This window comes from Rhodococcus rhodnii NBRC 100604, assembly GCF_001894925.1.
GTDB classification, from domain to species: Bacteria; Actinomycetota; Actinomycetes; order Mycobacteriales; family Mycobacteriaceae; genus Rhodococcus_F; species Rhodococcus_F rhodnii.
Map to the genome: position 1 here is coordinate 60,660 of NZ_BCXD01000020.1, position 16,593 is coordinate 77,252.

18 protein-coding genes are annotated in these 16,593 nt (G+C 69.3%); 2 read left to right on the forward strand and 16 right to left on the reverse strand.

Features of this window, described 5'->3' with window-relative positions; genetic code table 11:
• Positions 1 to 19: 19 nt before the first annotated feature.
• The 15 genes from nuoK to RR1_RS15485 form a co-directional block, all read right to left on the reverse strand.
• Complete coding sequence (gene nuoK / locus RR1_RS15415) at positions 20 to 319, reverse strand: NADH-quinone oxidoreductase subunit NuoK (RefSeq protein ID WP_010839026.1); 300 nt, start codon at positions 317 to 319, stop codon at positions 20 to 22.
• Entirely contained in the window at positions 316 to 1,071 is a 756-nt protein-coding gene (locus RR1_RS15420; RefSeq protein WP_010839027.1) for an NADH-quinone oxidoreductase subunit J, read from the reverse strand. Before RR1_RS15420 ends, nuoK begins: the two co-directional genes overlap by 4 nt.
• Positions 1,068 to 1,559 (reverse strand): NADH-quinone oxidoreductase subunit NuoI, encoded by a 492-nt coding sequence (gene nuoI / locus RR1_RS15425; RefSeq protein ID WP_051111238.1) that lies wholly within the window; start codon positions 1,557 to 1,559, stop codon positions 1,068 to 1,070. The genes RR1_RS15420 and nuoI overlap by 4 nt, the downstream gene beginning before the upstream one ends.
• Before the next feature lie 40 nt (positions 1,560 to 1,599).
• The gene (nuoH, locus tag RR1_RS15430) at positions 1,600 to 2,811 is read right to left on the reverse strand and encodes an NADH-quinone oxidoreductase subunit NuoH (protein ID WP_143153863.1); all 1,212 of its coding nucleotides are present in this window, start codon (positions 2,809 to 2,811) and stop codon (positions 1,600 to 1,602) included.
• Positions 2,812 to 2,834: 23 nt separating this feature from the next.
• Positions 2,835 to 5,213, reverse strand: a complete 2,379-nt coding sequence (locus RR1_RS15435; protein WP_010839030.1) for an NADH-quinone oxidoreductase subunit G — start codon at positions 5,211 to 5,213, stop codon at positions 2,835 to 2,837.
• Complete coding sequence (gene nuoF / locus RR1_RS15440) at positions 5,210 to 6,514, reverse strand: NADH-quinone oxidoreductase subunit NuoF (RefSeq protein ID WP_010839031.1); 1,305 nt, start codon at positions 6,512 to 6,514, stop codon at positions 5,210 to 5,212. Before nuoF ends, RR1_RS15435 begins: the two co-directional genes overlap by 4 nt.
• On the reverse strand, positions 6,511 to 7,362 hold the full coding sequence (nuoE, locus tag RR1_RS15445; protein WP_010839032.1) for an NADH-quinone oxidoreductase subunit NuoE: 852 nt from the start codon (positions 7,360 to 7,362) through the stop codon (positions 6,511 to 6,513). Before nuoE ends, nuoF begins: the two co-directional genes overlap by 4 nt.
• Complete coding sequence (locus RR1_RS15450; RefSeq protein ID WP_010839033.1) at positions 7,359 to 8,648, reverse strand: NADH-quinone oxidoreductase subunit D; 1,290 nt, start codon at positions 8,646 to 8,648, stop codon at positions 7,359 to 7,361. Before RR1_RS15450 ends, nuoE begins: the two co-directional genes overlap by 4 nt.
• Complete coding sequence (locus RR1_RS15455) at positions 8,648 to 9,280, reverse strand: NADH-quinone oxidoreductase subunit C (RefSeq protein WP_143153864.1); 633 nt, start codon at positions 9,278 to 9,280, stop codon at positions 8,648 to 8,650. Before RR1_RS15455 ends, RR1_RS15450 begins: the two co-directional genes overlap by 1 nt.
• A gap of 53 nt (positions 9,281 to 9,333) precedes the next feature.
• A complete protein-coding gene (locus RR1_RS15460; protein WP_010839035.1) occupies positions 9,334 to 9,918 on the reverse strand; it encodes a NuoB/complex I 20 kDa subunit family protein in 585 nt (194 codons plus the stop codon).
• Entirely contained in the window at positions 9,909 to 10,259 is a 351-nt protein-coding gene (locus RR1_RS15465; protein ID WP_040774123.1) for an NADH-quinone oxidoreductase subunit A, read from the reverse strand. Before RR1_RS15465 ends, RR1_RS15460 begins: the two co-directional genes overlap by 10 nt.
• A gap of 339 nt (positions 10,260 to 10,598) precedes the next feature.
• A complete protein-coding gene (locus tag RR1_RS15470) occupies positions 10,599 to 11,105 on the reverse strand; it encodes a DUF3558 domain-containing protein (protein ID WP_238559032.1) in 507 nt (168 codons plus the stop codon).
• Between the two features lie 33 nt (positions 11,106 to 11,138).
• Positions 11,139 to 11,519, reverse strand: coding sequence for a hypothetical protein (locus RR1_RS15475; RefSeq protein ID WP_010839038.1), 381 nt, complete (start codon positions 11,517 to 11,519; stop codon positions 11,139 to 11,141).
• Between the two features lie 40 nt (positions 11,520 to 11,559).
• Positions 11,560 to 12,087, reverse strand: coding sequence for a DUF3558 domain-containing protein (locus RR1_RS15480; protein ID WP_072713649.1), 528 nt, complete (start codon positions 12,085 to 12,087; stop codon positions 11,560 to 11,562).
• A 24-nt stretch (positions 12,088 to 12,111) separates the two neighbouring features.
• Positions 12,112 to 13,170 (reverse strand): helix-turn-helix domain-containing protein, encoded by a 1,059-nt coding sequence (locus tag RR1_RS15485; RefSeq protein WP_010839040.1) that lies wholly within the window; start codon positions 13,168 to 13,170, stop codon positions 12,112 to 12,114.
• A gap of 202 nt (positions 13,171 to 13,372) precedes the next feature.
• On the opposite strand from RR1_RS15485, the gene RR1_RS15490 reads away from it, so the two are divergent.
• Both RR1_RS15490 and RR1_RS15495 read left to right on the forward strand, forming a co-directional pair.
• Positions 13,373 to 14,674, forward strand: coding sequence for a cytosine permease (locus tag RR1_RS15490; RefSeq protein WP_010839041.1), 1,302 nt, complete (start codon positions 13,373 to 13,375; stop codon positions 14,672 to 14,674).
• Positions 14,674 to 16,173 (forward strand): amidohydrolase family protein, encoded by a 1,500-nt coding sequence (locus RR1_RS15495; RefSeq protein ID WP_010839042.1) that lies wholly within the window; start codon positions 14,674 to 14,676, stop codon positions 16,171 to 16,173. Before RR1_RS15490 ends, RR1_RS15495 begins: the two co-directional genes overlap by 1 nt.
• On the opposite strand, the gene RR1_RS15500 is transcribed toward RR1_RS15495, so the two are convergent.
• Positions 16,136 to 16,591, reverse strand: a complete 456-nt coding sequence (locus RR1_RS15500; RefSeq protein WP_010839043.1) for a response regulator — start codon at positions 16,589 to 16,591, stop codon at positions 16,136 to 16,138. The two genes, RR1_RS15495 and RR1_RS15500, sit on opposite strands and share 38 nt — an antisense overlap.
• Between the last annotated feature and the right edge of the window lie 2 nt (positions 16,592 to 16,593).

Sequence of the window (16,593 nt, forward strand, 5' to 3'; positions counted from 1 at the left end):
TCGTCACACACGTCTCCGATCAGTTGCGGAGCAGGTCGGCGTCGTCGACGGACGCCGACGACCGGGCACGGAAGATGGTCATGATGATCGCGAGGCCGACGACGACCTCGGCCGCGGCGACGACCATCGTGAAGAACGCGAAGACCTGGCCGTCGAGGTTGCCGTGCATCCGCGCGAACGTCACGAACGCGAGATTGCACGCGTTGAGCATCAGCTCGACACACATGAAGACGATGATCGCGTTGCGGCGCACCAGGACTCCCACGGCGCCGATCGTGAAGAGCAGCGCCGCGAGATAGAGGTAGTTGTCGGGGCTCATCGCTCGCCCCCGCCGTCGGTGCGCTCGGTGTCGTCGGTGCGCTCGTCGTCGTCGCTGCGTCGGGGCTCGAGGACGTCGCTCACCGAGTCGCGGGTGTACGTGCCGTCGGGCAGCCGGGCCATGCGGTCGACGGCGTTGCCGCGCGCGTAGACGCCGGGCGACGGTTTCGGCGTCACGCGCCCGCCCGTGCGGAAGCGTTCGATGGACCGCTCGCGCTGACCGAGCCGACGCTCGAACCGTTCGCGGTGGGCGAGGAGCATCGCGCCGATCGTCGCGACGACGAGCAGTACGCCCGTGAGCTGGAACGCCCACAGGTATCGCACGAAGACGAGTTCGGCGAGGCCCTCGACGTTGCCGCCCGCGTTCGCGCCGTCCAGTCCGACGAACGCAGCGGTCCCGGCGGCGCCGATCGCGCCGAGAAGCAGGACGGCGAACCCGAGTCCCGCGACGGCCGCGGCGACCCGTTGGCCGCGCAGGGTCTCGGCGAGCGAGTCCGACGAGTCGACGCCGACGAGCATGAGCACGAACAGGAACAGCATCATGACGGCGCCGGTGTAGACGACGATCTGCACGACGCCGAGGAAGACTGCGTCCTGGGCGATGTAGAAGGTGGCGAGGACGATCATCGTCGTCGCGAGGAACAGCGCGCTGTAGACGGCGCGCCGCGCGAAGACGACGCCGAGGGCGCCGACGATCGCGACGGCGCCCAGTGCCCAGAACAGCACGGCCTCGGCGCCACCGGTCGTCGTCACGACGCGCTCCGCTGATCGTGCTCACGTGAGTCGGGGTCGACCGGGCCGATGCGGCCGAGGTAGTAGTCGGCGACGGTGCCCGTCATGGCGTGCGGCGGCGCCTCCATGCCGTGATACAGCGGTGCGAGCAGGTCTTCCTTCGTGAAGATGAGGTCGCGCCGGTTGTCCTCGGCGATCTCGAACTCCTGCGTCATGGTGAGCGCGCGGGTCGGGCACGCCTCGACGCACAGGCCGCAGCCGATGCAGCGCAGGTAGTTGATCTGATAGTCGGCGCCGTAGCGTTCGCCGGGCGAGTAGCGGGCCTCGTCGGTGTTGTCGGCTCCCTGCACGAAGATCGCGTCGGCCGGGCACGCCCACGCGCACAGCTCGCAGCCGATGCACTTCTCGAGGCCGTCGTCGTAGCGGTTGAGGCGGTGTTTCCCGTGAAACCGTGCGGGCAGCCGCGGGTTCTCCTCGGGATACATCCGGGTGTGTTTGCGCTCGAACATCCCTCGCAGCGTCACCCAGAATCCGGCGACCGACTTGATGCTAGGCACGGCTGTCCTCCCTGCTCGGCAGTTCGGGTACGGGGTACGCGCCGGGCTTCGGCGCCGATGGTGGCGGCCCCTGCAGCGTGGCGCGGCGGCGGCTGCGGACGAGTCCCGCGACGGCGGCCACGACGACGAGCCCGAGTCCGACGCCACCGACCCACAGCACGGCGGTGGCGACGGAGTCGCCGTCGCGGCTGATCACGAGGACCGTCGCGACCGTCATGACCCACACGAGGGCGACGGGGATGAGAACCTTCCAGCCGAGGTTCATGAACTGGTCGTAGCGCAGCCGCGGCAGCACCGCGCGCAGCCACACGAACAGGAACAGGACGGCCCACACCTTGCCGACGAACCACAGCAGCGGCCACCATCCGGAGTTCGCGCCCTCCCACAGGTTGAGCGGGAACGGCGCGTGCCAGCCGCCGAGGAACATCGTCGTCGCGAGTGCGCTGACGGTGACCATGTTGATGTACTCGGCGGCCATGAACATCGCGAACCGCAGCGAGCTGTACTCGGTGTGGAAGCCGCCGACGAGTTCGCCTTCGGCCTCGGGGAGATCGAACGGCGCGCGGTTCGTCTCGCCGACCATCGACACGAGGTAGACGAGGAACGACGGCAGCAGCAGGAAGACGTACCACGTGCCCTGCTGCGCGCCGACGATCCCGGACGTCGACATCGTCCCGGCGAGCAGGAAGACCGACGCGAACGCGAGGCCCATCGCGATCTCGTACGAGATGACCTGCGCCGTCGACCGGAGGCCGCCGAGCAGCGGATACGTCGAGCCGGACGCCCAGCCGCCGAGCACGAGCCCGTACACGCCGATCGACGTGATCGCGAGGATGTAGAGCACCGCGACGGGCAGGTCGGTGAGCTGCAGCGGCGTCGTCGTCCCGAAGATCGACACGACGGGACCGAACGGGATGACGGCGAAGGCCATGATCGCCGCGACGATCGAGATGATCGGCGCGAGCAGGTAGATCGGCTTGTCGACGCCCTTGGGGATGATCCCCTCCTTGAGCGCGAGTTTTACGCCGTCGGCGACGGTCTGGAGCATGCCGCGCGGCCCGACGCGGTTCGGTCCGACGCGAAGCTGCATGAAACCGAGCACTTTTCGTTCGGCATAGATCGCGACGACGGCGCTGGCCATGAGGAACGCGAAGATCGCGACGGCCTTGAGGACGACGAGCCACAGCGGGTCGGTGCCGAACATCGAGAGATCGGTCGGCGTGGTGTTCACTGCTCACCTCCCGTGACGGTGACGCGCGCGCCGGACGTGACGCCGAGGGCGGCGTGCACGTGCGAGCCGGGGGAGTTCGTCGGGAGCCACACGACGTCGTCGGGCATGTCGGTGACGGCGGCCGGTGCCGTGATCGCGCCGCCGCCGGTCGCGACGGTGACGGGGTCGCCGTCGGTCACGCCGAGCGCGGCGGCACGGGAGGGCGACAGGCGTGCGACGGTCGCGCGCGCGGTCTGCGCGAGTTCGTGTTCGCCGTCGAGCATGCGGCCGTCGCCGAGGAGCAGCGGCCACGTCGCGAGGATCGCTTCGCCGTCGTCGAGCACCGGGACGGGCCGCCCTGCCGTCGCGGGCAGCGTCGCCGGGGTCCCGTGCCAGCGGCCGATGCGGGCGAGCTCGGTGCGTGCGGCGTCGGCGTCGGGCAGCGCGAGCGGCGTGCCCATCGCGCGGGCGAGTGCGTCCAGGACGCGGAGGTCGCTCAGCGCGGCGCTGCCGCTCAGGGCGGCCTCGAAGCTGCGCGGCCGCCCCTCCCAGTCGACGAAGGTGCCCGTCTTCTCGGCGACGGCCGCGACGGGGAAGACGACATCGGCGTGCTCGGTGACGGCGCTCGGTCGCAGTTCGAGGCTCACGACGAACTCGGCGTCGGCGAGCGCCGCGAGGGCGCCCGTGGCGTCGGGCAGGTCGTACGGATCGACGCCGCCGACGACGAACGACGAGTTCCAGGCGAGGATCTCGTCGACGGCGCGGCCCGGCGTCTCGGGCACCTCGCCCCACACCTGCTCGACGACGGCGCGAGCGGCGGGTTCGGACAGCGGGTGCCCGCCGGGCAGGAGCGTCGGGAACGCGCCCGCACCGAGTGCACCGCGATCACCGGCGCGGCGCGGGATCCACGCGAGGCCCGCGCCCATGCGCTCGGCCAACCGCTGCGCTGCGGCGAGCCCGCCGGGGACACTCGCGAGTCGTTCACCGACGACGATGACGCCGCCGGCGTCGAGTGCGTCGTCCGGCAGATCGCCGAGCGTCGCCGTCTCGCGGCCTGGCACCGTGGCGAGCACGGTCGCGTCCAGTTTCTGCAGGCCCGGCGTCGTGAACGGCGCGATCGCGGTGACCCGGAGCCCGTGGCGGCGGACGGCCTTGCGCAGCCGGAGGAAGACGATCGGCGACTCCTCCTCGGGCTCGAAGCCCACGAGGAGGACGGACGACGCGTGTTCGAGGCTGCGGTACGTCGGGCCGCCGGTGCGCTGCGCGTACGAGGCGAGGAAGCGGGTCTCGTCGGGGGAGACGGCGCGGGCGCGGAAGTCGATGTCGTTGGTGCCCAGCGCGACGCGCGCGAACTTCGCGTACGCGTAGGCGTCCTCGACGGTGGAGCGGCCGCCGACGAGAACCCCCGCGCGAGCACGGGTCCGGCGCAGACCGTCGGCCGCGGCTGCGAGCGCGTAGGGCCACGACGCGGGTTCGAGCTCGCCGGACGTCGCGCGCACGAGGGGTGTGGTGAGCCGGTCGCGCTCGGTGGCGTAGCGGAACGCGAATCTGCCCTTGTCGCAGTTCCATTCCTCGTTGACCTCGGGGTCGTCGCCGGCGAGGCGGCGCGTCACCTTGCCGCGGCGGTGATCGGTGCGCTGCGCGCAGCCGGACGCACAGTGCTCGCACGCGCTCGGCGTCGAGACGAGATCGAACGGCCGGGCGCGGAACCGGTAGTCGGCGGACGTCAGCGCGCCGACGGGGCAGATCTGCACGGTGTTGCCGGAGAAGTACGACGAGAACGGCTCGTTGCCGTACACGCCGACCTGTTCGAGTGCGCCGCGTTCGAGCAGTTCGATCATCGGGTCGCCCGCGATCTGCTGCGAGAAGCGGGTGCAGCGCGCGCACAGCACGCAGCGTTCGCGGTCGAGCAGGATCTCGGCCGACAGCGGAATCGGTTTGGGATAGGTGCGTTTCGTCTCGTGGAAGCGTGAGTCGCCGTTGCCCGTCGTCATCGCCTGGTTCTGCAGCGGGCACTCGCCGCCCTTGTCGCAGACGGGGCAGTCGAGCGGGTGGTTGACGAGCAGCAGTTCCATGACGCCGCGCTGCGCACGCTCGGCGACCTCGGAGGTGAACTGCGTCCGCACCACCATGCCGTCGGTGAGCGGGGCGGTGCACGACGCGAGCGGCTTGCGCTGGCCCTCGACGTCGACGAGGCACTGCCGGCACGCGCCGACCGGCTCGAGCAGCGGGTGATCGCAGAAGCGGGGGATCGCGATGCCCGCGAGCTCGGCGGCCCGGATGACGAGAGTTCCTTCGGGCACGGCGATCTCGGTGTCGTCGATCGTCGCGCGGACGAACCCCTCGGGCAGCTCGTCGTTGGCGGTGTCGCCGCGTTCTCCGCTGGTCGCCGTCATGAGACCGCCTCTCCGCGGCCCCACACCGTCGCGAGGGCCGGATCGAACGGGCAGCGCCCGAGCTCGATGTGTGCGAGATACTCGTCCCGGAAGTACTGCAGCGACGAGAGGATCGGGCTTCCCGCGCCGTCGCCCAGCGCGCAGAACGACTTGCCGACGACCGAGTCGGTCACGTCGAGCACGGTGTCGATGTCGCGCTCGTCCGCGTCCCCGGCTTCGAGTCGCCGCAGCAGGCCCGCGAGCCAGTACGTACCCTCCCGGCACGGCGTGCACTTGCCGCACGACTCGTGCGCGTAGAACTCCGTCCAGCGCAGCACGGACCGGACGACGCACGTCGTGTCGTCGAAGATCTGCAGCGCCTTGGTGCCGAGCATCGAGCCCGCGGCGCCGACGCCCTCGTAGTCGAGCGGGACGTCGAGATGCTCGGCGGTGAGGATCGGCGTCGACGAGCCGCCCGGCGTCCAGAACTTGAGGGTGTGCCCGGCGCGGACGCCGCCCGCATAGTCGAGCAGTTCGCGCAGCGTGACGCCGAGCGGCGCCTCGTACTGGCCGGGGCGCTGCACGTGCCCGGAGAGCGAGTAGAGCGTGAACCCGGGCGACTTCTCGGTGCCCATCGAGCGGAACCACTGTGCGCCGCGCTGCACGATCGACGGGACGCTCGCGATCGACTCGACGTTGTTGACGACGGTCGGCCGCGCGTACAGGCCCGCGACGGCCGGGAACGGCGGACGCAGCCGAGGCTGGCCGCGTCGGCCCTCCAGCGAGTCGAGCAGCGCCGTCTCCTCGCCGCAGATGTAGGCGCCCGCGCCCGCGTGGACGACGAGTTCGAGGTCGAAGCCGGTGCCCTGGATGTCGCGGCCGAGCAGCCCGGCGTCGTACGCCTCCTGCACGGCGGTGCGCAGCCTGCGGATGACGGAGGCCACCTCGCCGCGCACGTAGACGAAGGCATGATTCGCGCGGATCGCGTACGCCGCGATGATCGCGCCCTCGACGAGGGCGTGCGGTGTCGCGAGCAGCAGCGGCATGTCCTTGCACGTGCCGGGCTCGGACTCGTCGGCGTTGACGACGAGATAGTGTGGCGCGCCGTCGTTCTGCGGGATGAACGACCACTTGGTACCGACCGAGAAGCCCGCACCGCCGCGGCCCCGCAGACCGGATTCCTTGACGGTCTCGATGATCTCGTCGGGATCGCGGTAGAGCGCCTTGTGCAGTGCCTCGTAGCCGCCGTGGCGCCGATACGTCTCGATCGACCACGACTCCGCTTCGTCCCAGTAGCGGCTGAGTACGGGGGTGAGCGTCACGACGGGCCTCCTTCGCTGCGGCCGGGCTCGCTGCGATCCGGTGCGTGCATGCCGCGTTCGCGTGCCACATGCAGCCCGGCGAGCGACGCCGTGCCCGCGCTGGGCCCGACGGGGGAGCGTGGCGTGCGTTCGGGGAGTCCGGCGAGGGCGCGTTCGGTGTCGCGGAACCCGCACACCGGGCCGCCGCGGGTCGGTTGCGGGACGTCGCCGTTGCGCAGCCGATCGACCAGCTCGCGGGCCGAGGTGGGGGTGCTGTTGTCGTAGTACTCCCAGTTGACCATCACGACGGGCGCGTAGTCGCAGGCCGCGTTGCATTCGAGCCGTTCGAGCGTGATCTGCTCGTCGTCGGTCGTGCCGCCCGGCTCGATGCCGAGGTGTTCGCGCAGCGACGCGAGGATCTCGTCGCCGCCGAGGACGGCGCACAGCGTGTTGGCGCACACGCCGACGACGTACTCGCCCGTCGGGCTGCGCCGGTACATCGAATAGAAGGTCGCGACGGCCGCGACCTCGGCGCCGGTCAGAGCGAGGGTGTCGGCGCAGAAGTCGATGCCCGCGGGCGTGATGTAGCCGTCGACGGACTGGACGAGGTGCAGCAGCGGCAGCAGCGCCGATCGTGGCGACGGATACAGCGCGACGATCTGTGCTGCGTCCGAGTGCAATTCGTCGAGCGTGGCGGCCGGGTACGTCGTGCGGGCGCCGGGCTGGACGAGTTGCGTCGCCTCGTCGGGACGCGGGCCGATCTGCAGCAGGACGGGTGCCGGCGCCACCGGATCGGTCGCCGCGCCCTTGCCCAGCTGCCGGCTCTCGAACGTTCCCGCCTGCTCGACGGTCGTGGGATCGCCGGTCATCGGTCGACACCTCCCATCACGGGGTCGATGCTCGCGACCGACGCGATGACGTCGGCGACGGAGCCGCCCTCGCACATCGCCGCGACGGCCTGGAGGTTGGTGAAGGACGGATCGCGAAAGTGCACGCGGTACGGCCTGGTTCCGCCGTCCGAGACCATGTGGACGCCGAGTTCGCCGCGCGGCGACTCGACTGCGGTGTAGACCTGGCCGGGCGGCACCCGGAACCCCTCGGTGACGAGCTTGAAGTGATGGATCAGCGACTCCATCGACGTGCCCATGATCTTTGCGATGTGCTCGGGCGAGTTGCCGAGGCCGTCCATGCCGACCTTCAGCTTCGAGGGCCAGCCGATCTTCGGGTCGTCGACCATCACGGGGCCGGTGCGCAGCCTGTCCAGGCACTGTTCGACGATCTTCAGCGACTCGTGCATCTCCTGGACGCGCACGAGATAGCGCCCGTAGCAGTCGGATCCGTCGTCGACGGCGACGTCGAACTCGTAGTTCTCGTACCCGCAGTACGGCTGCGAGCGGCGCAGATCGTGCGGCAGCCCCGTGGCGCGGAGGATGGGGCCGGTGACGCCGAGCGCGATGCAGCCGGTGAGATCGAGGTAGCCGATCCCGCGAGTCCGTGCCCGCCACACCGGATTCTCGGTGAGCAGCAGTTCCAGGTCGCGCAGCCGGCCCGGCAGGACGCGCAGCACCTCACGGACCTTCGCGACGCCGTCGTCCGGCAGGTCCGCCGCGACTCCGCCGGGGCGGATGTAGGCGTGGTTCATCCGCAGGCCGGTGATCGTCTCGAAGACGTCGAGGATCAGTTCGCGATCGCCGAATCCGAACAGCATCGGCGTCGTGGCGCCCAGTTCCATGCCGCCCGTCGCGAGCGCGACGAGGTGCGACGAGATGCGGTTGAGTTCCATGAGCATGACGCGGACGATCTGCGCGCGCTCGGGCACCTCGTCGGAGATGCCGAGGAGCTGCTCGACGCCCAGGCAGTAGGCGACCTCGTTGAACATCGGTGCGAGATAGTCCATCCGCGTCACGAAGGTCACGCCCTGCGTCCACGTGCGGTATTCGAGGTTCTTCTCGATCCCGGTGTGCAGGTAGCCGATTCCGCAGCGTGCGTCGGTGACGGTCTCGCCCTCGATCTCGAGGATCAGCCGCAGCACGCCGTGGGTCGACGGATGCTGCGGGCCCATGTTGACGACGAGCCGCTCGTCACCGTTGTCGCGGATCTGCTCGGCGATCTCGTCCCAGTTCTGGCCGCCGGCGGTGTAGATGGTGTCGGTCATCAGTTGTACGACCTCCGCTCGTCGGGCGGGGGTATGCGAGCGCCCTTGTACTCCACGGGGATTCCGCCCAGCGGGTAGTCCTTGCGCTGCGGGTGGCCCTCCCAGTCGTCGGGCATCTCGATCCGCGTGAGCGACGGGTGGCCGTCGAAGACGATGCCGAAGAAGTCGTACGTCTCGCGTTCGTGCCAGTCGTTCGTGGGATAGATCGTCGTCACCGACGGGATGTGCGGGTCGTCGTCGGGGGCCGCGACGTCGAGCAGCAGGCGCCGGTTGTGGGTGATCGAGAGCAGCGGGTAGACGGCGTGCAGTTCGCGGCCGGCGTCGTCCGGGTAGTGGACGCCGCTGACGCCGAGGCACATCTCGAATCGCAGGCGCTCGACGTCGCGTAGCACCCGTGCGAGCAGGGGCAGGTGCGCGCGCTGCACGTGGAGGGTCAGGCCGCCGCGATCGACGACGACGTCCTCGATCACCTCGCTCGGCGCGAGCCCGCTGTCGGCGAGTACGGCGGTGAGGGTGTCGATCGCGTCGTCGAACCACTCGCCGTACGGGCGCGGGGTGGACGTGGGAAGCGTCGAGGAGCGCCGCAGGCCGCCGTAGCCGGAGGTGTCGCCGGAGCCCGTCGCGCCGAACATGCCACGACGCACCGCGACCGGGTCGGTGGTGCGGGCCGGGGGCCGCTCGCCCGTCACGGCCGGGTTCCCGAGAACGGCTGGATCTGCAGCAGCGGCGCCTGGTCGATCGCCGCGGCCTCGACCTTCCGGATGGCGAGGTCGCGGTCGACGCCGAGCGGCATGCGCTGGATCTGGTCGTGCAACGTGAGGATCGCATTGAGCAGCATCTCCGGGCGCGGCGGGCAGCCGGGGAGATAGATGTCGACGGGGACGACGTGATCGACGCCCTGCACGATCGCGTAGTTGTTGAACATCCCGCCCGTCGAGGCGCAGACACCCATCGCCACAACCCATTTCGGTTCGACCATCTGGTCGTAGATCTGCCGCAGGACGGGCGCCATCTTCTGGCTGACGCGGCCCGCGACGATCATGAGATCGGCTTGGCGGGGGGAGGCGCGGAAGGCCTCCATGCCGAACCGGGCGATGTCGTAGCGGGGCCCGCTCGTCGCCATCATCTCGATCGCGCAGCACGCGAGGCCGAAGGTCGCCGGCCACAGCGATCCCTTGCGCAGGTATCCGGCGAGTCCTTCGACGGTGCTGAGCAGGAAGCCGCTGGGGACCTTCTCCTCGATCCCGCCGCCGGGAGTGGTCAGTCCCATGCGAGCCCTCCTCGTCGCCATTCGTACGCGTAGGCCACCGAGACGTTGAAGACGAACAGCGCCATCGCGACGAGCCCGAACGTGCCCAGTGCGTCGAAGTGCACGGCCCACGGGTAGAGGAAGACGATCTCGATGTCGAAGACGATGAACAGCATCGCGGTGAGGTAGTACTTCACCGGAAACCGCAGGCCACGGGGTGCGGGGGTGGGGTCGATGCCGCACTCGTACGCTTCGAGCTTCGCGCGGTTGAAGCGGCTCGGGCCCACGACGGAGGCGATCGCGACCGACACGATGCCGAAGACGACAGCGATCGCACCCAGCACCAGAATCGGTGTGTACATCGCCGCCACCTCCCGATACGTGAGCTGTGACTCAGTGATACGGATATGTGATGCACCACACTTATCACGAGTCACAGCGGGCGGCATTCTCAGCATGCGTTGTGTCGAGAATCACAATTCATCTATCGCGATGTGCGATAAATAGCCGGTGGCTCCGGTGCGCGTGAGTCGGCGGCGCATCGGTGGCCGTCCATACGTCGGACCTGCTGGTGATCGGGTTTCTACCTGCTGTGGACGAGCGATCACGCCCGCTTCGGCGGGTACTGCCTGTGAGGTCTACTCATCGGTAACCGGCGCGCTCCGGCACCCCGGAGCAGCGGCGGCGTGCCTGGTCGAGCGTCAGCGCGGAACTTCGGCGACCAGTACCTCGCCGACGCGCACGGCCCAGTCGCACATCGGGGTGGTGTCCTTGCTGAACGGTGATCGGTCGAACTGCATATCCACTACGCCGCCGTTGTCCATCGGCACGGTGAGCCAGCAGAAGGTGCCGGATTCATCGGCTTCCTGGCGGTAGGTGAACCCTTCGCGGCCCGCGACGGTCACGTCCTGGAAGTCGGTGTTGCCGGGGAAGTTCCGGAAGTGGTCGGGTCCGGTGGTTGAAGATGCACTCACGATCACCGCTACGTCGGGGCCTTCCCACTCACAGCTCTTCCATCCCGGTTGGCCCTGGGCGAGCGAACCCGGGCCTTCACTCGCGGGATCGAGAGAGGCGCGGATCAAGGCCTCGTCGGAGATCGTGCACGGGTCCCACGGCCCGGGTGCCGCAGTCGGGTCCGCTGTCTCGGACGTACTGTCACCGCAGGCCGTGCCGACCAACCCGATTGTCACCAACGCTGCTGCAACCACTGATCGCCGAATCATGTGCACAGGGAACCGTGTTCACCTATCAGTCGTCGCGGCGTTGATTCGAGCCACTGCCTGTGAAGTTTCGTCGTCGGTGGTGAGCAATTCTGCTACCTGAGCGCCCACCATGTCGTGGATTGCCTCGAGGCATGCGATGTGTTCCTCGAGGCGAGAAACGAACTCTTTGGTCGTCTCGGACAGCATCACGGCCAGTTGGTGCCCGCACTCGAAGTTCCCGAGAGGAAGCAGGCGGACCTGGCTCAACATGCGGTCGTGCACCGACTGCAGTGATGCAATCGCGCCCGCGGTTGCCTTGGCACAGTCCACCGCAATGTCGGGATCGAGCACGAGCTCACCGGCCTTGGCCTGCGCCCCGAGCGCAAGTAGATAGTCCAGCCCGGAAACCGCACCAGTCATGTCGACCCCCCAGATAGCGAATTGCGTCGAGGATACGCCGTCAGCGCGGAGCCGCAGAGACCAGCGCCTCGCCGACGCGCACGGCCCAGTTGCACATCGGAGTGGTGCCGTGCGAGAACGGAGACCTCGTGACCTGAAGATTCAGCGAACCGCCGCCTTCCAGCGGAACCGTGAGCCAGCAAAAGTTATCCGGGTTCAATCCGGTCTGGCGATAGGTGAATCCCGGGCGCCCGGCGACAGTGAGTTCGTGGAAGTCGATGTTGCCGGGGAAGTTCCGGAAGTGATCCTCACCGGTCGTCGCGGACGCGTTCAGGATCGCGTTGACATCCTCACCGGTCCACCGGCAGCTCTCCCATCCCGGCTGGCCCTGGGCGAGAGAGCCCGGCCCTTCACTCGCGGGATCGAGGGATGCGCGGATCAACGCCTCGTCGGAGATCGTGCACGGGTCCCACGGCTCGGGCGCCGCACTCGTCTCCGCTGTTTCGGATGTACTGCCACCACACGCCGTGCCGACCGCCATGATCGCCAGAACTGCAGCCACGCCGACTGCCCCCCGAATTCTGCTCATGGCGTCATCTTGTCATCGGGCCGATCAGAGGGTTCCGTCGGCGGTGGAGAGGGCGACGGCGAGCGCGACTCGTCCTGCCGTGTCGCGGAACGACCTGCCGGTGAGCGCTTCTGCCTTGTCGAGACGGTTGCGGACGGTGTTCGGGTGCACGTTCAGCTGCGCTGCCGCGCGCGTGAGCGAGCCGTCGACGGCGTCGAACGCGCGCAGCGTCGCGACGACGTCGGTGCCGTGGCGGCGGTCGTAGCGCGCGAGCGGCAGATAGATGTGGTGGTGGAACGGCGCAGACTGGTCGGCGCGCAACCGCCCGATCAGCGATTCGAGCGTCGCCGTGTCGCGGCCCGACGACGTCGCACCGCGCGTCTCCGCGAGCCGAAACGCCGCGAGGGCCTCGTCGATCGCGCTCGCGACGTAGCCGATGGATACCGGCCCGCCCGTCCCGTGCGGTTCGGGCAGGGCGCGTCGCTGCGCGGCGCCCAGTGGTGCCGGAACGATCGAGACGAGCGTGCCGTCGAGCGCACCCACCGGGAACTCGCCGCCCAGCGCCTCCTCGGGCCGCGTACCCGGCCCGGTGCAGACGACCTCGACGTCCTGGCCCGGCCGGATCACGCGATGTAGCTCGGGCGCGAGGACGGACGTCGACGCCCAGCCCTTGCGCACGGCGTCGAGCAGCCGTCCGACGGCGTGCCGGCGTTCCGTCGTGAGCTGGCGCGCCATGCGCAGGCCGTCGTAGAGCTCGGCGATCCGTGCGAATGCGAGCGTCGGCGGGATCTCGAGGACGGGGATCCCCGCCGCGTCGGCGGCGTCGAGCAGGGCGGGCGGGATGTGCTCCCACGCGATCTCGATGCCGAAGCCGATCGCGGCGGCGCGCGCGTCGATGCAGTCGCTCGTGAACGCCCGCACCGAGGCGTCGTCGGTGAGCACGAGACCCGTCGTGAAGACGAGTGCGCCGTGGGGGACGTAGCCGCCCGGCCGGGGCAGTTCGGTGGCGTACGTCGCGAGGATCTCGTGACCCAGGCCCGCGTCGCCGCCGACGAGACGCATGTCGGGCAGCGCCGCGTCGCGCAGCAGGTCACGGACCGTCACGATTGACACGCTCGTAACGTACGAGCGCCATGTTGTCGGCATGTGAACCCAGGTTGTGGGCGGATCACAATTGCCGGGCAGGCCATTGTGGACTGCTCCATTCGGCTTTCGTCGCGGCCTCCGCCGGGCCTAGCGTCACCGACGTCGCCACCGGCAGCCGTCGTCGCCCGCCGGGACTCCCTCTCGCACCACGGAGCGCCCCATGGACATCACCACCAGCTCGCCGCAGCGGCAGCAGCCCACGCCCGAGCCGATCGACCCGGACTTCCCGCTCGAACCCGTCCCTCCGGCGTATCGGCAGGGCAAGTGGCAGGTCGCGATCGTCGTCGCGGGCTTCCTGTTCTTCACGCCGACGATGGTCACGGCCGGTCAGGTCGCGGGCCCGCTCGGTTTCGGCCCGTTCGTCCTCGCCGCGGCCGCCGCGACGGTGTTCCTCGCCGTCTACATCACGACCCTCGGCTACATCGCGACGCGCTCGGGCCTGTCGACGGTGCTGCTCGCGCGGATCACGCTCGGGCGGATCGGCGGCAAGTGGGCGTCGCTGCTGCTCGGCGGCACCCAGATCGTCTGGTACGCCATCACGATCGGCGTGCTCGGCAACCTCGTCGGCGCCGCGTTCGGATGGAGCACGACGTGGCCCGTCGTCGTGGTCGGCGGCATCGTCATGGCGATCACCGCGTACTACGGCTTCAAGGGGATCGAGATCCTGTCGTGGATTTCGGTGCCGCTCATGACGATTCTCTGCATCTGGGTCCTCGCTCGCGCGATCGGCGAGGCCGGCGGGTGGGGCGATCTCACCGCGACCGGTGCGTCCGGCGAGCCGCTGTCGATGGGCGCCGCGATCAGCATGATGATCGGCACGTTCATCTCCGGCGGAACGCAGATGGGCAACTGGACGCGCTTCGGACGGCGCGCCGCGTCGACGGCCGTCCTCGTCGCGGGCGCCGTCGTCGTCGTGCAGTTCGCGATGCTGTTCTTCGGCGGCGTCGGGGCCATCGCCTACGGCGTCGGCGATTTCGCGGAACTGCTGCTGTCGATGGGACTCGTCGTCGCCGCGCTGGTCCTGCTCGTCGCGAATCTCTGGACGACCAACGACAACACCGCCTACGCGTTCGGCGTCGCCGGCGCCGAGATGTTCGAGCGAAACGACAAGCGGCCCTTCGTCGTCGGCGGCGTGATCATCGGCATCGTGCTCGCGATCAGCGGGATCGCCGACTCGATCCTCGACTACCTCATCCTCATCGGTGTCATGATCCCGCCGCTCGGCGGCGCGATGATCGGTACGTACTTCGCGAGTGCCAAGAAGCTCGATCCGGCGCAGGCCGTGCGCACGGCGCCCACCGTCTCGGTGCCCGGCCTCGTCGCCTACGGGCTCGGCGTCGCCGTCGCCCTCGTGTGTGCTCTGACCGACACCGGGGCACCCGCTGTTCAAGGTCTCGTCGTCGCGCTCGTCGCGGCACTGGTCCTCGGACGGATCTCCACCACGAAGACAGGAGTGAACTGATGGCCCTCGTCGTCGACAATGCCGACGTCATCACGATGGACGCGGTGACGGGCAGCGAGCCCGTCACCCGGAGCATCCGCATCGAGGACGGCGTGATCACCGAGATCGGTGCCACCGTCACCGTGAACGACGGCGACACCGTTCTCGACGGGCGCGATCGCCTCGTCACGCCAGGGCTGGTCAACGCGCACACCCACAGCTGGGAGGCGCTGTACAAGGGGCGGTACGACAATCTGCCGCTCGAACTGTGGATGCTGTACTCGTATCCGATTCTCGGGGTCGACCCGCTACCCGAGGACGTCGTGCGGCTGCGGAGCCTGCTGTTCGCGATCGAGAGTCTCGAATCGGGGGTGACGACGATCGTCGACGACGTCCTCGAGACGCCGGGGCAGAGCGCGTCGCAGCTCGCGGCGGTGTTCGATGCGTACGAGCAGACGGGGATTCGCGCGAACGTGTCGGGGCACGTCATCAATCGGCCGTTCATCGACACGCTGCCGTTCGTGACGCAGTGGCTGCCCGACGACATCGTCCGCGACGTGCGTGGGCAGGCGACCGTCACGGCGGAGGAGTACCTCGACTACAGCCGCACGGCGTTTGCGGCGCACGACCGTTCGGCTGGCGGCCGGCTGAGGTACATGCTCGCGCCGTCGGCGCCGCAGCGTTGCACCCCCGATCTGCTCGCGGGTGCTACGGCGCTCGCCGTCGAGTACGACGCGGAATGCCATGTGCACGTGCTGGAGACCCGGACGCAGGCCGTTACGGCTCAGGTGGATTACGGGCGGACGTTCGTCGAGTATCTGCGCGACATCGATGCGCTCTCGCCCAATACGACCTTCGCGCACGGGATCTGGCTGACGGACTCGGATATCGACATCGTCGCCGAGCACGGGGTGTGCGTGTCGCACAATCCGTTGTCGAACCTCAAGCTCGGGTCGGGGCTCGCGCCGTGGCGGACGTATCACGACAAGGGCGTGACTCTCGGGCTCGGTACCGACGGGTGCTCCAGCAGTGACACGCCGCGGTTGCTCGAGGTGGCGAAGTCGGCGGCGTTGGTCCACAAGATCACCGACCCCGATCCGGAGACGTGGCCGAAGGTCGGGGAGGTGCTCGCCGCCGCGACGACAGGCGGTGCGCGCAGTGCGCGGCTGGGGGAGACCGTCGGATCGTTGGAGGTGGGCAAGCGCGCCGACTTCCTGGTCTACGACCTGACGACGCTCGCGTTCACGCCGCGCTCACGGCTCGATCATCAGTGGGTGTACTCGGAGAACGGTGGGTCGCTCGAATACGTCTACGTCGACGGGCGCTGCGTCGTGGACCACGGGCGGATTACGACGGTCGATCGCGACGGCATTCTGCGGGAGCTGCGCGAGGCGATGCCGCGGATCGCGGAGTGGCAGAACAAGCTCGACGAGCTGAACGGGGTGCTGCACGAGCCGTTCGCGCGGATGTATCGGGAGTCGCTCACGCACCCGGTGCCGGTGAACCGCTGGGCCGGCTGAGCAGGTCGATCGCGGTGGCGCCGAGCTCGAACGGATCGACCGGCAGGGCGGCGACGGCGTCGGCTCCCGACCACTTCGCGAGCCACGCGTCGTCGCGGCGGGCGGTGAGGACGATGGTGGGTGGGACGGAGTCGAGCTCGTCCTCCATCTGCTTCGCGAGGCCGAGCCCGCCCATCGGCGTGGCTTCGCCGTCGAGAATCGCGAGATCGACCGTTCCCGTGTCCAACTCCGCGAGCGCGGCGGCGGGTGTCGCGATCTCGACATGCTCGAGCAGCGGCAGCTCGGGGGACAGCCGCTCACCCAGTGCGGCCGTCACGGCAGCCCGCGTCGCCGCATTGCTGCTGTAGACGAGGACACGCAACGACACCGCACCCGACGCAGGCGTTGCGTGCTGGACAGCTGATGTGTCGGTGGTCACAG

What these genes read in the sequence shown, in the direction of transcription:
- nuoK (WP_010839026.1), bottom strand. Translation starts at nt 319, where the DNA reads ATGAGCCCCGACAACTACCTCTATCTCGCGGCGCTGCTCTTCACGATC.
- nuoI (WP_051111238.1), bottom strand. Translation starts at nt 1,559, where the DNA reads ATGTTCGAGCGCAAACACACCCGGATGTATCCCGAGGAGAACCCGCGG.
- nuoH (WP_143153863.1), bottom strand. Translation starts at nt 2,811, where the DNA reads ATGTTCGGCACCGACCCGCTGTGGCTCGTCGTCCTCAAGGCCGTCGCG.
- RR1_RS15435 (WP_010839030.1), bottom strand. Translation starts at nt 5,213, where the DNA reads ATGACGGCGACCAGCGGAGAACGCGGCGACACCGCCAACGACGAGCTG.
- nuoE (WP_010839032.1), bottom strand. Translation starts at nt 7,362, where the DNA reads ATGACCGGCGATCCCACGACCGTCGAGCAGGCGGGAACGTTCGAGAGC.
- RR1_RS15450 (WP_010839033.1), bottom strand. Translation starts at nt 8,648, where the DNA reads ATGACCGACACCATCTACACCGCCGGCGGCCAGAACTGGGACGAGATC.
- RR1_RS15455 (WP_143153864.1), bottom strand. Translation starts at nt 9,280, where the DNA reads ATGTTCGGCGCGACGGGCTCCGGCGACACCTCCGGCTACGGCGGCCTG.
- RR1_RS15460 (WP_010839035.1), bottom strand. Translation starts at nt 9,918, where the DNA reads ATGGGACTGACCACTCCCGGCGGCGGGATCGAGGAGAAGGTCCCCAGC.
- RR1_RS15465 (WP_040774123.1), bottom strand. Translation starts at nt 10,259, where the DNA reads ATGTACACACCGATTCTGGTGCTGGGTGCGATCGCTGTCGTCTTCGGC.
- RR1_RS15475 (WP_010839038.1), bottom strand. Translation starts at nt 11,519, where the DNA reads ATGACTGGTGCGGTTTCCGGGCTGGACTATCTACTTGCGCTCGGGGCG.
- RR1_RS15480 (WP_072713649.1), bottom strand. Translation starts at nt 12,087, where the DNA reads ATGAGCAGAATTCGGGGGGCAGTCGGCGTGGCTGCAGTTCTGGCGATC.
- RR1_RS15490 (WP_010839041.1), top strand. Translation starts at nt 13,373, where the DNA reads ATGGACATCACCACCAGCTCGCCGCAGCGGCAGCAGCCCACGCCCGAG.
- RR1_RS15495 (WP_010839042.1), top strand. Translation starts at nt 14,674, where the DNA reads ATGGCCCTCGTCGTCGACAATGCCGACGTCATCACGATGGACGCGGTG.